12 protein-coding genes are annotated in these 15,485 nt (G+C 47.9%); 5 read left to right on the top strand and 7 right to left on the bottom strand.

Going from position 1 to position 15,485, the window contains the following annotated elements; translation table 11 throughout:
- Positions 1-2: 2 nt before the first annotated feature.
- From OXN25_04515 to OXN25_04530, 4 genes are all read left to right on the top strand, one after another.
- Positions 3-824, top strand: a complete 822-nt coding sequence (locus OXN25_04515; GenBank protein ID MDE0424114.1) for a phytanoyl-CoA dioxygenase family protein — start codon at positions 3-5, stop codon at positions 822-824.
- Positions 825-864: 40 nt separating this feature from the next.
- The gene (locus OXN25_04520; protein MDE0424115.1) at positions 865-1,797 is read left to right on the top strand and encodes a hypothetical protein; all 933 of its coding nucleotides are present in this window, start codon (positions 865-867) and stop codon (positions 1,795-1,797) included.
- A gap of 464 nt (positions 1,798-2,261) precedes the next feature.
- Positions 2,262-3,236 carry a M23 family metallopeptidase gene (locus OXN25_04525; protein ID MDE0424116.1) on the top strand — a complete coding sequence of 325 codons (975 nt, stop codon included), beginning with the start codon at positions 2,262-2,264 and terminating at the stop codon, positions 3,234-3,236.
- A gap of 102 nt (positions 3,237-3,338) precedes the next feature.
- Positions 3,339-4,676 (top strand): extracellular solute-binding protein, encoded by a 1,338-nt coding sequence (locus OXN25_04530; GenBank protein MDE0424117.1) that lies wholly within the window; start codon positions 3,339-3,341, stop codon positions 4,674-4,676.
- Between the two features lie 6 nt (positions 4,677-4,682).
- On the opposite strand, the gene gguB is transcribed toward OXN25_04530, so the two are convergent.
- From gguB to OXN25_04565, 7 genes are all read right to left on the bottom strand, one after another.
- Positions 4,683-5,798, bottom strand: a complete 1,116-nt coding sequence (gene gguB, locus OXN25_04535) for a sugar ABC transporter permease (protein MDE0424118.1) — start codon at positions 5,796-5,798, stop codon at positions 4,683-4,685.
- Positions 5,795-6,559 carry a TatD family hydrolase gene (locus OXN25_04540; GenBank protein ID MDE0424119.1) on the bottom strand — a complete coding sequence of 255 codons (765 nt, stop codon included), beginning with the start codon at positions 6,557-6,559 and terminating at the stop codon, positions 5,795-5,797. The genes gguB and OXN25_04540 overlap by 4 nt, the downstream gene beginning before the upstream one ends.
- Positions 6,560-6,688: 129 nt before the next feature.
- A complete protein-coding gene (locus tag OXN25_04545) occupies positions 6,689-7,399 on the bottom strand; it encodes an SDR family NAD(P)-dependent oxidoreductase (protein MDE0424120.1) in 711 nt (236 codons plus the stop codon).
- Between the two features lie 96 nt (positions 7,400-7,495).
- Entirely contained in the window at positions 7,496-8,581 is a 1,086-nt protein-coding gene (locus tag OXN25_04550; GenBank protein MDE0424121.1) for a mandelate racemase/muconate lactonizing enzyme family protein, read from the bottom strand.
- A 10-nt stretch (positions 8,582-8,591) separates the two neighbouring features.
- Complete coding sequence (locus OXN25_04555) at positions 8,592-9,464, bottom strand: sugar phosphate isomerase/epimerase (GenBank protein ID MDE0424122.1); 873 nt, start codon at positions 9,462-9,464, stop codon at positions 8,592-8,594.
- A 226-nt stretch (positions 9,465-9,690) separates the two neighbouring features.
- Positions 9,691-9,876: a type II toxin-antitoxin system HicB family antitoxin gene (locus tag OXN25_04560; GenBank protein MDE0424123.1), complete on the bottom strand. Its 186-nt coding sequence runs from the start codon at positions 9,874-9,876 to the stop codon at positions 9,691-9,693.
- Positions 9,877-10,277: 401 nt separating this feature from the next.
- Positions 10,278-10,991, bottom strand: a complete 714-nt coding sequence (locus tag OXN25_04565; GenBank protein MDE0424124.1) for a hypothetical protein — start codon at positions 10,989-10,991, stop codon at positions 10,278-10,280.
- A 1,064-nt stretch (positions 10,992-12,055) separates the two neighbouring features.
- Here OXN25_04565 and OXN25_04570 point away from each other — a divergent pair.
- Entirely contained in the window at positions 12,056-15,226 is a 3,171-nt protein-coding gene (locus tag OXN25_04570) for a DUF294 nucleotidyltransferase-like domain-containing protein (GenBank protein MDE0424125.1), read from the top strand.
- The last annotated feature ends 259 nt before the right edge of the window (positions 15,227-15,485 follow it).

A 15,485-nucleotide genomic window follows, 5' to 3' on the forward strand; every position in this document is an offset into this window, starting at 1 on the left:
AAATGCATAAGAATGGACAAAAAGCCTTTTTTGAGAAAGAAGGCTATCTTGTTGTCGAAAATTTGCTGTCAGCAGCAGAAATTGAGACCTGTCAAGCAGAAATTCACCGGTTGCATCAGTTCGCTGCAGGGCAAGAATCCGACACAGAAAAGGAACGGGCGGATATAGCACGCCGGCACGTCCAACATGAACCATTCGCCAAGAACGAAACGCAAGGGGATCGGTTACCGGTGCTGCGGAAAGCGGAAAATACACGACAGTACTCCGATGTGTTTCGCGATCTCGCGCAGCATCCGAAACTGATCGCTGTCGTCCAAGAACTCATTGGTGAAGAAGACCTGTTACTTTTTAGAAGTACACTGATGTTTAAACCTGCGTTTCATGGATCTTCGCACGGGCTGCATCAGGATTCGGCATACTGGCCGATGGAGCCGCCGAACCTTGTTACTGTCAGCATTGCACTCAACGATGCTACACCGGAAAACGGGTGTTTCAAGGTAATCCCAAAAAGTCATCTATGGGGTATGCAGTCTTGGGGACACATCGCCCGGGAACAAGACGCTGAACTTACTGAACGGAAAGAGGTTGCAGAACAACAAATGGACGTTCCCCTTTCCGCAGGAAGTGCCTTGTTCTTTCATAGTTTGATGGTACACGGCTCGGGTCCAAATACCACGCCACATCCTCGGAATACGGCGTTATACGCCTACTTTTCGCCGCAGGTCCGGTATGTCCCACAAGGTGGAAAACCCGCCGAGAAGACATTTCCGGTTGTTGCCGGACTCGGTGGAAAAACAGAACTCACGCTTGTTGCACAAACATAGACACGCTTCATATTTTACGGAGGGCTACACTGCTATTACTATGGACGAAATTACCAAAGACCTTTCGGAAGAAGACAAGAGCCAGATGCCTGTTGTTAGAAAACCTGGCAGTATGGAAGCCGTGCCAATCAAATCTAATGTCCCTGCTGTTTATGAAGAACAGAAAGTTACTTCCGAAAAAAAAGGGATCTTCGGAAAGTCGGGGCGAAAGTCGATATTGTCTCGTGGACAACTTGTACAGTTACTTCAGGAGAACATTCAGACATTTCCTGACCACGAAAGACAATTTCTACGCGCAATCTTCGATTTGAACACCTTAACAGCACAAGAAATGATGGTCCCGTTATCAGAGATAGTACCACTGACAGTCGGATCGCCATGTACTGAGATTCTGACCTACTGTCGTCTTTCCAACTATCGTTACATACCTGTTTATAATGAGCGCGTTGACTGGCTAATTGGCACAGTTGATGCCATGGAAGTCGCTACAAGCGAACAATACGATCAAGATTTAACCATCTTCGTAAGAGAGGTGAGCTATGTCCCCGCGCTGAAACCTGCTTTGGACTTACTAAATGAGCTGCGGCAATCCGAGATCCCTGTAGCAATCGTGGTCAACGAACACGGCAGTTGTATCGGGATCGTAGAACTAATAGATATTTTGGAAAAAATTATTGGCGAAATAGCAACGAACCGGAAACGGGAGATACCTCGCATAGATCAATTCGGGGAAAGTGAATGGCGGATTGACGCGCGCGTCCTAATTTCTGAGGTCAACACAGCGTTAAATACCAACCTGCCCACAGATCGGTGTGATACTATCGGGGGCTTCATTCTCATGGTGACCGGACGGTTGCCACAAACAGGCGAAAAAATTGAATATGAAGACCTCGAATTTAACGTAAGCGAAGTCTTCAAATACCGAATTTCTGAGATGCAAGTGCTGAAAAAAACGGATAGACAAACTCAGTAGTGATATACACGATTTTGTGGGGTGAGGCACCCTGCAAAAAATGGCTAACCCTTACAGAAAAAAGTAAAAGAACAATCATGAAACTGAAACGTTCGCGGCACCACATTTTTAAAAAAGCTCGTATTCGGGGACTAATTGTGTGGTACCTCATTCTCCTTGGAGCTATCCTTGTCCTTGTCTGGAAAATGCCAGCAATTGTTGCCCGCTTATAAAATAGGGCAAAAGGATGCGTGTTCCGTATTTTTTGTCAAACTCACGATAACCCGTTTTTCTGATAGAATTTTTGGACAAAAAAACAGCCTATAACGTTTTTTACTTGATTTAGTTACGTTTGTATGGTATTGTTGCGATTAGGACTTAGGCACTTCATCGGTAGGTGTTGTTCCAACCGTACTGAGCCACTACGGATCCATCCGTTGATCATACGCAAATAGTTTTCCCGAAGCCTAAAGGAGGAGTATTAGATGTATACTGTTATTTTAATGTCATCTCGTAAGAATTCGGTCCGACAGCACGCCATCACACGAGTGCATGTTTTTTTCTTCTGTTGCTTCGTTCTGCTGCTATTCACACTAGCGATCGGCGGATTCAATTATGGACTTCTCCAAAAGCGGCAGCGATCCAATTCCGAAAAACAATTACAAGTGAGTACGGAAAAGAAAATTGAACAACTCACGCAGGAAAAACTTCGGATTGAATCGGAACTTACTGTTATCAATGAAGAGATGAAAACTATCCGCCAAATGACCGAACAGATCAAGGAAGTCTTAGGTATTTTCGGTCAAGGCGGTGGGCTTAGTAGTAGTACTGAGGGTGCCACAGGGACTGAAGGAGCCTATGATACACAGCAGGAAAATAGCTCAGCGATTGATAGAAACTCAGATGATACACACGAAAACCCGAAATCGCTAACGCCTGAGATCCTCAAGCAAGAAGTTCTGTTTGTCTATAACTATATGATCGAACATCAAAAACAACTTGGTGAATATCCTTCCATTTTACCGGTGGATCTCCAACAAGCAAATGGAGAGAAACACGCTTATTGGTACTCGTCTCAATTTGGGTGGCGTCTGCATCCATTGACACAGAAACGCGAATTTCATCAAGGATTGGACATTAAAACCGAACCCGGGGTCCCTGTCATAGCTGCCGCTGCTGGTACAATTGCAGAAGTGAAACAAGATGGACATTTTGGAAAAACAGTCAGAATCAACCATGAATCACTGCTGCTCGAAACGTTGTACGCGCATTTGCAAGATTACGCCGACAATCTCAAAGTTAGACAAGAGGTGACGCGGGGACAACTTATCGGCTACGTCGGAAATACCGGTCGTAGCACAGGTCCACACCTCCACTATGGCATTTATGATATGCAAAAAGAGCGGTGGGTAAACCCGATCAAATACATCTTAGATCAGGAACCAACGATTTCACGTTAACCGCATGCCTCTGATTTTAGCCAGAAAGGTACTACCCATCAGCACTCTGTAAAAACAAGATGAGTCAGTAGCCCTTATACTCGAAAAAAGGAGTATCGAAACATGTCTTATTTTAAGTCCCTACTTTGGGGAACAGTCTTATTTTTTCTCGCGCTTCCTATTCTTTCATTTGCCCAAGACCAACTCGTCATCATCTCCCCACACCCTGAAGGCATTGAGACAGAATTCGGCACAAATTTCGAGAAATGGTACCACGAACAGACCGGTAGAACCGTCAAGACGGATTGGCGAGATGTCGGCGGAACCTCCTCCAACTACCGATTTATTGAATCAGAGTTTAAACGCGTCCCCGACGGTATCGGCATTGATATCTTCTTCGGGGGCGGGACTGACAACTACCTCCGTCTCTCAAACATGGGGTGGCTGCACACCTACAAACTTCCTGAGATACAACTGGCACAGATGATGCAATCCTTCCAAGGGATTCCGCTCTATGATGCTGAACATCAGTGGTATGGTGCAGCCTTATCCAGTTTCGGTATCATGTACAATGAGGAACTTCGTGAAATACTTCAACTCCCTAAAGCCACGGCATGGGAGGATTTAGGGGATCTCGCCCTACTCGGTAAAATCGGCGCAGCCGATCCCAGAGAAAGTGGTTCCGCACACATGGTGTACGAGATTATCCTTCAAACCCTCGGATGGGATGAAGGCTTCGCACTCCTAACGAAAATCGGTGGTAACGTCCGAGGTTTTTCTGCCGGTGCTAATGCTATTCCGACAGATGTCGTTGCTGGACAAGTCATCTACGGCCTCGCCATCGACTTTTACGCCTACGGTCAAATCGCTGTCGTCGGGGCGGATAAAATTAAATATACTGTTCCAGCCGACGGTGCGGTCGTCACTGCTGATCCAATTGCAATCCTTAAAGGCGCACCGAATCTGCCAGTCGCGCAAAAGTTCCTTGAATTCGTTTTATCGGAAGATGCCCAGAAACTTTGGATGCTTCGCGACACCGATCCAGAGGGGCCCCAATGGAAAGGTGGCTTGAACCGCGCAAGCGTGCTACCAGCACTCTACGATAAACTCGGTGAAAGATGTATTGTTCCAAATCCGTTTGCTATGGAAGGAACCCCATTCCGATACGATTCAGATAAAGGTGGTGGACGTTGGAATATCGTCAACGATCTCTTCGGGGTCCTCATTATCGATTCCCACAAAGACCTCGTCAATGCCTGGAAAGCGATCCAGAAGTGTAAAGATCCCGCAAAACGTGACGCAGCGATCGCTGTTCTCACGAAGATGCCTACCACTGAAGCAGAAGCAATGCAGATGGCGGCTACTGACTGGAAAGATCCCAGTATCCGCAATGAAAAGATCAAGGAATGGGGACAATTCGCTAAAGAGAAGTTCAAAGAGGCACGGAATTTGGCAAAATAGTTCCGGTCATCGCCGCCGTGATGCCATATCAAACCCGACTGCAGCGACGAGTACGACACCTTTGATGATGTCCTGCCACGCGGCACCCATGTTTGCCATGCTCATCCCGTTGTTGAGACTTTCCATGACGAGCGCGCCTAAAATCGCGCCAAAGATGCTCCCACGTCCACCCATTAAACTGGCACCACCGATGACACACGCAGCAATAGTATCCAACTCTAACAACCGGCCGGCTTCTGGACTCGCACTTCCGACGCGTGCTGTTAAGACAACGCCAGCAATCGCCATCAATGCCCCCATCGTCGCGAACACCCTCAAGGTAATACTGCGTACGTTGACCCCTGAAAGGTAAGCTGCCTCTGCATTCCCACCGACCGCATAAACATAACGTCCAAAACGGGTGTGGTTCGCGATAAAATGAAACACAAACGCCAATCCAAACAGAATGCACACTGGAAAAGGAATTCCCTTATGGGCATTCATCACGGCGATGAACCCCGCAATCAGTGCCGATATCCCGGCTATCTTCAATAGAACGAGGAGTCGGGAGGCTTTTTCAGTGCCATACTGTAGCCGTCTGGTGTGCTGTCGGTAAAAGCGTTCACCACTTATGCAGAGCCCAACAACCACGAGCCCCCACCCAAGTGTCGGCGAGAGGTAGGCATTACCGATTGCTTTGAGCCAATTGTCTGGCAGTAGGATGGTCTCGCCTCTGGTAAAGGCTAACATTAAACCACGATACGCCAAAAATCCACCTAACGTAACAATGAATGCGGGGATGCGTTGATACGCCACGAGATAACCTTGCATCAGTCCTATTAGAATGCCGATGCAAATAACGGCGAAAAGGGTCAGGAGAATCGGTTGTCCCCACCGCACGTGTATAATTGCTGCGATAGCACCGAGTAACCCGGCACCATAACCGACAGAAAGATCAATGTTAGCAGAGACAATAACCAGGGTCATGCCTACAGCAAGAATCGCTGTAACCGCGGCTTGACGGGAGAGGTTAGACAGGTTCCGTGTACTGAGGAAGGTGCCGCCGGTCAGTAGTGTGAAAATCACCCATACACAGACGAGGGCAAGCACCATCGCATACATACGGAAATCGAGGTGCTTCATGTTTGTGCGAATAGAATCTCAAAATTTCTTGCCGTCGTTTCACCGATTGTCTCAACGGAAGTGTTACGGAGCTCGGCAATCTTTTCCGCTACAGCCCGGACATAAGCGGGTTCATTCCGTTTGCCCCGGCGAAACTGCGGTGCCAGCCACGGACAATCCGTCTCTATGAGCAACCGATCTTCAGGCACTTCCCTCGCAACCGCTTGGACATCCTTGGCATTTGGGTAGGTCACGATTCCACCGACACCGATATGGAATCCGATAGCAAGGCTTCTGTGCATCAATTCCACATCGCCAGTAAAGCAGTGCAGGACCCCTCGGATGCTCCCGTGTCGTGCTTCCAATATAGGTAGAATGTCCATATACGCATCACGATTGTGGATAATGATGGGCATTTGCATCGCTTCGGCGAGGTCTAACTGTTCCTCAAACGCCGCCTTTTGCAGCAGACGCGGTGAGAGGTTGCGATAATAGTCCAATCCCATCTCGCCGAGGGCAATCACCTTCGGATGTGCAGCGAGCTTCCGAAATGTCTTAAGAACATCTGGTGTTAGGTCTTTTGCGTCATGCGGATGCATCCCGACGGTGGCGTAGATGTGTGCATGCTTCTCCGCTAATTCCACTGCGCCGAGGCTCGTCTCCATATCAAATCCGATAACGAGGATAGCAGAGATCCCAGCTTCCTGTGCGCGTTTTAGCACCACATCACGGTCGCGATCGAATTGGGAGAGCTGAATATGTGCATGCGAATCAATAAGCATTTTTAGAGCTGTACCATAGCCTGTTAGGCTGTGGCTCTTTCTACAGTTCGCTGTACCATGGTTTCCTATTAGGAGACCGGGGTTCTTTCTACGGTTCGCGGTCTGCGGTCTGCGGTTCGCGGTTCACCATCACATCAAAGGCGTTCGGATAACGGTTTCCAAAGTATGTGCGCGCGGTGGTTGCGTCACGAGAAACAGAATTAGATCCGCGACATCCTCTGGAAGCGTGAGATGCGCAATTACATCGTCTGGATGGTTATCACGGCGCATCTTGGTATCCACGGGACCCGGACAAACAACCGAGGCTTTCACCCCGTGCGGTCTGCCTTCATTATTCGTCGTCTCCGTGAAGCCAACAACAGCGAATTTAGATGCGCAATACGCGCCACCGTTGACATGCCCAGATTTGCCAGAGACTGAGGAAACATTGACGATATGCCCATATTTCTGCTCACACATGTGGCTGAAGACGGCTTGCGTGCCGAGAAATACGCCCTTAAGATTGACCGCCATCGTCAGATCCCAATCCTCTTCCCGAATCTTCGGAATCGGGTTGTGGATTGCCACGCCTGCGTTATTAACAAGAATATCCACTTTGCCGAAGGCATCAAGCGTTTGGGCAACCATCGCATCGACATCGGTTTTCAACTGAATATCGGTTTTGATAGCGAGTGCACGTCTGCCGAGCTCCTCTACCTCTTTGGCGACAGCGTTTATCTCGGCATCGGTGCGTGCAGCGAGGACGATATCAGCACCTTCTCTGGCAAACGCTAAAGCGGTTGAATGACCAATGCCGCGTCCGCCGCCTGTGATAATCGCAATACGGTTTTCAAGTTTCACGAATTCTCCTTAAAGTAGTAGGGTCTTTAGAAAAGCCACACGCGCTTTTCTCCCAGAAAAGCCACACGCGCTTTTCTCCCGCCGTGTGCCGTTCACCTACGATATTTGATACGCCCCAAGTTTCTGCTTATCGAACAAAATGCCGTGTCCCGGACGATCCGGCGGTGAAAAGTGTCCATCTCTAAGCACCAAGGTATCTTCAAGTACCGGGTCAAATGATGGAATGTATTCCACAAAAAGCGAGTGCGGCACCGCTGCCGAGAGATGCACGTGTAAATCCATCAGGAAGTGTGGCGATACGGAAAGCCCGAAGCATGCCGCCGTATGCGCAACTTTCATCCACTCAGAGATACCACCAACGCGGACGGCATCGGGTTGGAGGATGTCCGCTGCGCCTTGTGCAATGTACTCCTTAAAGACATATTTATTGTAAATCGTCTCGCCAATAGCAATTGGGATAGTCGTTTTCTCGCGGAGTGTGACGTGGCTCTCCACATCGTCCGCCTCAATCGGCTCCTCAAACCAGAAGAGTCCTGCCTCTTCGACGCGGCAGGCAAGTTGAATCGCTTCCCGTGCGTTCCACTTCATATTCGCATCAATCATGAGGTAGGGTTCTTGACCGATCGCCTTCCTGACGGCAAAGATTCGTGCGACGTCCTCGTGGAGGCTGTCGCGTCCGACCTTAATCTTGATTCCCTTGAAGCCCTGCTCAACAAATTCGACAGACTGCCTGACAAGCTCATCTTCGGAGAGATGTAACCATCCGCCGTCTGTATTATAAACAGGAACAGACGCTCTCGCGCCCCCGAGGAGTTGATAGAGCGGCAGTTCCGCGCGTTTTGCCATGAGGTCCCAGAGGGCAATGTCTACCGCTGCCATGCCTAAAGTGACAATACCGCCTCTCCCTACCCAATGCGTATCCATCCACATCCGGTTCCAAATCCGATCAATGTTGGCGGCATCCTCTTCAAGAAGGATAGGTGTGAGATAGGCATCCATAATCTGTTTGATCGCCGCTCCACCTTTGCCGATAGTATAGGAAAACCCAGTCCCGATAACGCCATCTGCGTCTTCAATCTCAATGAACGGAAACTCCATAGAAACAAAAGTCTGGATAGCATCAACCCGTTCAACTTCAGGTGGGATGTCATAAAGAGATGTGCGAACCGCTTTGATTTTCATCAGCATCTGCCTACTGTTTTAGGTTCTCAATCATCGCCAATAAATTTTGGATACAGATACGAGAGGCTTCCTCACCGGCTTCAGAGAATGCTTGCCCTGCTGGACGATTCAGAATGGCTTCGTCAATTTTCAGTGAGGGTCGCCAATGTGTTTCAAGACAGAGATGTCCTTCGTAACCCTCATCAATCAAGGCTTGTAGTTGCCCTTCCCAGTCGATAATACCGTCGCCAACAGGCACAGATTCTATTTCGCCCGTATCAGGGTTCGGACCCGCATCCTTGAGATGGGCATGGATCATCGTCGATTTCATGCGATTGTAGGCATCAGGATACGGAGTCTCACCACCCTTGGCGTGCGCCTCGTTGGCAGGATCCCAGATACCACGGATATTCGGTGAATCAATCTCCTCAATAAATTCCCCTGTGAGCTTGGCGGTGCGGAGTGAAGTCGTAGATTCGTTCTCCATGCCGAGGACGATGCCTTCGCCATCTATCATTCTGCGCGGTTCATCGTAAGAGGCGATAATCTCGTCCCACCGTTTCTCCGTTTCGCCGGTGTCCCAAAAGACGAAGGTACGGATGAGGTTGGTATCAAACGCCTTTGCTGTCCGGATGCACCCTTTGAGTATCTCAAGATGTTCTTTTCGTTCTGCAGCGTTGTCTATATCGCATTTAAAAAACGGGGATGCGACCCCAATAATTTCTATATCCGTGCCGTCGAGTAAGCGTTTCATCTCATCGATGTCGGCATCGGTCAACTCGTTAGGCAGTTTGTCCCAGACCGATCGGATTTCGATGGAGTGCAGATTGAATTCTTTTACAAAATTAACAACGGTAGCAAAGTCCTGTGAGACCTCGTCGTTGATAACACCGAGTTTAAACATAGTTACATATCTCCTTTGAAACTTTGACGATATGTTAGCACAGCGCGGTGTTAATAGCAAGGGGCATTTTCTCTAACTTAGGGTCATTTATGGTAAACCTGAAAAATAAATAGACCTTTGACCCTCACCTGGTAGGTGCGGTTTCTAACCGCACCGGTGCAGAGTGTCCAATTAATTCTAAGATCTACCATAAATAGCCCTGATCGGTTTTGGGCATTCTCTTTAATTAATGCTTCGTACGAGGTGCGGAAGGGAGAAGAATGGTGCCGCTCGTAAGTTCCATGTAAATGTCAAGGAGATTTTCCTCTAATTCCGCTAATGTTTCGCCCTGCGTCCAATAATCGGGGTATGCCTCAAGGTAGCCAAGAAACATGTCCTCATCTTGCCAGTAAATGTACTTTTGTGTCTTCATAGATTACCTCAAATTGTAACATGAGTCCCACATTTGTAGCGTAAATTTTCAGTTTGCGCCTTAGAAGACACAATCTAAATGAAGTCTAAAAAAATAAATGGGTAATCAACAGGCAATGAATGGTTTCGCTATTACAAACGGGCCCGCTCGTAGTAGTGCGATTTATCGCACGTTTAGAAATTACCGAATTAAAAAAATTAATCTTCATAAAGATTGTGCTACAAAAAGGAGAAACCGCTACAATGCTGGTAATTTTCTTACAATTTCCACCGTCTTCAAACTGACAGTAATAACACGTCCAATCAAGTCCACAATATACCGCGGTTGATCTACACAGTTCGGGTCGTTCACAATCCCACTCCGTTTGTCTGTTTTCACACGATACTGATACACGACCCACTCTAATTCGGATTGATCGCAGCGCGACACTGTTCGTAAAAGCCCGTAAAAGCCGCGACAAACCGCGAGTTCGTCTTGTGCTGTTCGGTTATCAACTCTGCAAGTCGTCTCCCCAGTGTGGGAACCATCTCCTTGAATTCCGCGACAGCGGCGTGCCAGTTTTCAAGCGCAGCAGGCGGTGCGGCGAAGAGGTGTTGAAGTGCAGCGATCAGGCGGGTCGGCTCGGTGATATCCACATCAAAAACCCGTTCTCCGTTTTGATAGAGGATACCGCGCTGCGGATTTTGGAAGAAGATATTGTCAAGCGGATAGCCAGCATTCCGTTTTTCCTCGACGGCTCTCTGGAGATCATCGTCCATATCCTTCGCTTCCCAATAGGCGAAGGGGAGCCCGTAAGTGTCAAGTATCACACCATCAACGACAATACGGTTGCCTTTTGGGGTACGCATAGCGTATTGGGGAACGAGAGTAGCATCTACCTGTTTCGCGCAAGCATCAAGCAGAAAGGCGAAAGGGTTACTAACTGCACCTTCGTGTCTGACGTTGTGCTGGTCATATTGCTGCAGCGTGGCGTAGTAGTCCCGAATCGCCTTATGATTGGGTTTAAGATTCAGTTGTGGCATGTCAGTATGATAGCAAGTTTTGGGCAGAGGGTCAAGAGAAATTGGACGAGATTCAGGGGCATTTATGGTAAACTTAAAAAAATAAATAGACATTCACGAAGGTTCTCCTTGTAGCATAAACTGTTAGTTTGTGCATCTGGCGAGGTTAGGAAACCTCGCCAGCGAGAATGTTTCATTAATTCTAAGCCACCATAGTCTTAAAAGTAGTAGGCACACATTGAATGCCTTCGCTAAAAAATTAATTTTTAACTTGACATCAGTTAGCAAATATAGTATAATATATCATAAAACTTTCCAAAGAGGGAGTATTGTATCAATATCCAAAACACTAATGTGGAAATCGACACAAACGTTTTCAGTGAGTACATAAGTTGCTTACTGACTATCAACCGCTGACTGCTGACGGCTGAGAGTGGAGCGTAGCGAAACGCCCTGACCGCTGACCGCTAAATAAAAAATGTTACACTTTTCGCCAAATTATTTTTTTCACAAAAGAAAATTAAACGTCAACAAACCCTTACGGTGACTGGGTTTTCTAACCTTACACACTGTGCACAAAATGTTACACCAGTGTAACATTTTTAAGGAAAATTACGAAGAAATATATCGTTAAGTTAATGCTATATTCACGTACGTCACTTTCATAGTAACCCTCCTAAAACCCCTAAAGGGAGAAACCCGTCTAAACCCACGCCACCCGTGGTGTTACAAGCGTAATGCTGAGAAACGAAAAATGCAGATTCATAGTAACAGGGAAAAAACAACACTTTCATAGACACCCGACAAACCCACGTCACACCTGACTTTATGGAGATTTTAAAGGCGCAATTTTCAGAACGTTACTATGAATACTATGAATACTATGAATACTATGAATCACGACACCGCTGAACCCCGGTTCATGCCCGGGGAAGCCCATACGGGCTTCATACCGTTGATTCAAGGCATGAATACCGTTGATTCCCTACGGCCATAGAGATATCGCTCCTATCCTTGTATTACATTCAAGTTCGGACATCCGGATATCCATTAGACGCAAATCCTGATTCTGACAATTAACAAATTTTGACACACGCCGCCTCAGGAAATTTGGTTTGCAAGGGAGACAAAAAATGTGATAAAATAGCATTAATTGTAACTTTGCTTATAGAGGAGAAATGATGAATTACACAGAGTTGTCACTTCCACAAGGTCAGAGAGAAGAAATTCATCGGATTCTATCCAACGCTTCCGATAGAACCGGCGGCATAGATACCGAATCTATATTGCGAAGTCTACAAGAACTCGCCACCGATGACCCAGACATCCAATCCTGCTTTTCAGACATCGTTATCCGCGTGTTGAAAGCCGCCATAGACTCCCCAAACCCTGAAGCCGCGCTAAATCATTTCTCGCGTTTTGGGCAAGCAGCGTTTTATCGCAGATCGCTCTATCAGCTCCTGCGAGATGACCCCTTTCTCATACGACCCCTCATCTTAAGTTTCGGCGCGTCCACCTATCTATCTGAAACACTGATTCGCAAGCCTGAATATTTCTACGACATCATTGATGCAGACGTAATGCAAACCCAGAAAACTTCCGAGATAATGTATCAGGAACTGGCGCAATCAATTTCGCGGTTCGCTTCGGTCGAGCAGAAACTCCGCATCCTCCGACGCTACAAACGGCGAGAAACGCTTCGGATCGGACTCCGGGATCTTCTCAAAATAGCAGACGTCGAAACAACGACGTTGGAGTTGAGCAATTTAGCAGAAGCGGCACTGCAACACTGCTATGAAATTGGGCGGGATCAAGTGATGAAACCCAAGTACGGGACACCCCTCAATGAAGAAGGCGATGCCCCCTGCCGTTTCGCTATCATTGGAATGGGGAAATTAGGCGGTTATGAACTGAACTTCAGTTCCGACATCGACTTGATTTTTGTCTATTCAGATGACGCACGCACGGATACGGGAAACGAGAATACCGAATACTTCGCTCGTCTCTGCGAATTCTTAATCAAGGCGATGAGCGAGATAACATCTGACGGCTACGTCTTTCGAGTTGACATCCGTTTGCGTCCTGAAAGCAGCGCAGGGGTCATTATCCGCTCTATGGAAAGTTATGAAAGTTATTACGAGGGCTGGGGTGATCTATGGGAGCGTCAGGCGCTCATCAAAGCACGCCCCGTCGCTGGAGATATGGCGTTTGGTGAAGAGTTCATCCGCATGATCCAACCGTTTGTGTATCAGCGTTATTTGGACGGTGTGACACTCACTGAAATTAAGGCAGACATCCGACGCACAAAAGCGCGAATAGAAGAACGACTCGTCAATGAAGGTGCGAATCTTGAGAGGCATGTGAAACTGGGCCCCGGCGGGATTCGCGATATAGAGTTCACCGTTCAATGCCTTCAAATGATCCACGGTGCCAAGCGTAAATCGTTATGTTCACACAACACGTTAGAAGCGATTACAGCGTTGAAGGAGAACACCCTCCTTGACGCAGAAGATGCGGACGCGCTTGCCGCTGCTTATCGGTTTTTACGCACTGTTGAGAATTGCATCCAAATTGAAGCCGATCAGCAGCGCTACGCTATCCCCGAGGGAGAGACCGAAGCGCGCGAGCTCGCCCGTCGCGTCGGCTACCCACACACGTCAGAAACTGATGCCTTGGAAACATTTCGTGCAGACTATCGCCGTCACACCGAGCAAGTACGTGCTATTTTTCGGAAGATTACAACGACTTCAATTGAATCTGCAGACGGACTTGACATCGGAATCCTCCTTTCTGAAGAGGATTCACAACAACTTGAGACTTTCTTAAGCACATTCCGTTTTGAAAATGCGAGAGAGGCACAGCGTCTCCTAAAGCAGCTCGCGAATGGTAGCGACGGCATCCAATTCTCCCCGAATGTCAGACGCACCTTCTTTAAACTCGCACCAACGCTCCTAAACGTTTTACGTGATTCCCCGAACCCGGATATGGCACTCCGCTATCTTTCAGCATTCACAGACAAAGTTGGTGCGCGGAGCAGCTACTATACGATGTTCGCTGAAAAACCGTCAACCCTTGAAGTGCTGACCCGTGTCTGCGGGACAAGTCTGTATCTCGCTGACATGCTCATCGCGAGTCCTGAACTTTTCGATCTACTAACTGTCCCCACATTAGTAGAACGCTCCAAGACTCTTACCGAGAAACAAGAAGAGGCGTTGCAGATTGTGGCAGAAGCACCAAGCGGAAGAATGTTGAGTATGCTGAGGCGGTATAAGAACGATGAGATCTGGCGTATCGCCTTACGTAATATCCTCGGTAATGCGACACTCCCGACAACGACTGAAGAACTCTCTGATTTAGCGGAAGCCGCCTTGCAAGCGATTTACCCAGAGATTGAAGGAGAAATGCGCGAGGCACACGGCACACCGCTTGCACCCGATGGAACACCCGTCACTTTCGCAATTATTGCGATGGGCAAGTTTGGAGGTCGCGAATTGAACTTCAGTTCGGATCTGGATGTTATGTACGTCTATTCCGCAGCCGGTGAAACGACACAAGGTATGTCAAATGCCGACTATTTTGCAGCAGCCGGTTTAGAATTAGTAAAACGACTTGCTGGAAATCAGGGAATGGGTATCTATGAAATCGATCTACGACTCCGCCCGCACGGCAACGGGGGCGCCATCGCGCTACCGTTAGCGGGGTATCAGAATTACTACGATAAAACCGCCGAAGTTTGGGAACGTCAGGCACTCACGCGGGCACGCGTCGTTGTTGGAGACACAGAACATCTCGGAAAGCGGTTTTTAGAAATCGCCCACACCTTCTGCTACGCGGATCCGATAACGTCTGAGGAGATCGCTCAGATTGTCCACACACGCCAACGGAAGGAAGCACAAGCAACTCGAACAACCTCTACTCGACGTAGACGGCGTGCCAAAACCCAGAACGTCAAATCTGGATACGGTGGACTTGTCGATATTGAGTTTGTCGTGCAAACCCTGCAACTCGTGCACGGCGGCGAAGCACCTTCTATTCGCGTGCAAAACACACCCCTTGCCATTGAGAGACTCCATAGTATCGGGGTCCTGACGGAAGCACAACGTGACGGACTGTCCGAGGCATATCTATTTCTCAGGCGCGTTGAGAATGCATTGCGGATCGTCCATGATCGGGCATTGGATGACCTGCCGAGAAATCGCACAGAGCTGGCGCAATTGGCACGCCGTCTCGGATATACAACAACCGAAGATAAATCTGCAGTGGAGGCTTTTTTACAAGATTACGGAAAGTGGACAGAGACAACTCGTTCACTTTTCAATCAAATCCTCGTCGATCAAACCAACCTATAGGAACTATCCCCGATCTCGACTCTTTCTACAACATCATATCTAACCTCATAAAGCGTTTTGTTTGTAGCATAACCTGTTAGGTTGTGCATTCCAAACACTTATGTTTGTCCAAGAATTTCCATCTCACAGCATGCATTACAGGCAAAATTGTGTAAGTCCTAAAAAAACTATTTGACATTTTTTGAGATTTAGGCTATAATTATATTTCGCAATAAGTATTTTTGGACACACGAAAAGTGCCGTGGACCTTGATAAATAA

The sequence above is a fragment of the Candidatus Poribacteria bacterium genome (assembly GCA_028820845.1).
Taxonomy (GTDB): domain Bacteria; phylum Poribacteria; class WGA-4E; order WGA-4E; family WGA-3G; genus WGA-3G.

Excerpts from the sequence above, each read along its gene's own strand:
- OXN25_04515 (MDE0424114.1), top strand. The coding sequence starts at position 3 with ATGCATAAGAATGGACAAAAAGCCTTTTTTGAGAAAGAAGGCTATCTT.
- OXN25_04520 (MDE0424115.1), top strand. The coding sequence starts at position 865 with ATGGACGAAATTACCAAAGACCTTTCGGAAGAAGACAAGAGCCAGATG.
- OXN25_04525 (MDE0424116.1), top strand. The coding sequence starts at position 2,262 with ATGTATACTGTTATTTTAATGTCATCTCGTAAGAATTCGGTCCGACAG.
- OXN25_04530 (MDE0424117.1), top strand. The coding sequence starts at position 3,339 with ATGTCTTATTTTAAGTCCCTACTTTGGGGAACAGTCTTATTTTTTCTC.
- gguB (MDE0424118.1), bottom strand. The coding sequence starts at position 5,798 with ATGAAGCACCTCGATTTCCGTATGTATGCGATGGTGCTTGCCCTCGTC.
- OXN25_04540 (MDE0424119.1), bottom strand. The coding sequence starts at position 6,559 with ATGCTTATTGATTCGCATGCACATATTCAGCTCTCCCAATTCGATCGC.
- OXN25_04550 (MDE0424121.1), bottom strand. The coding sequence starts at position 8,581 with ATGAAAATCAAAGCGGTTCGCACATCTCTTTATGACATCCCACCTGAA.
- OXN25_04555 (MDE0424122.1), bottom strand. The coding sequence starts at position 9,464 with ATGTTTAAACTCGGTGTTATCAACGACGAGGTCTCACAGGACTTTGCT.
- OXN25_04560 (MDE0424123.1), bottom strand. The coding sequence starts at position 9,876 with ATGAAGACACAAAAGTACATTTACTGGCAAGATGAGGACATGTTTCTT.
- OXN25_04565 (MDE0424124.1), bottom strand. The coding sequence starts at position 10,991 with ATGTCTATTTATTTTTTTAAGTTTACCATAAATGCCCCTGAATCTCGT.
- OXN25_04570 (MDE0424125.1), top strand. The coding sequence starts at position 12,056 with ATGATGAATTACACAGAGTTGTCACTTCCACAAGGTCAGAGAGAAGAA.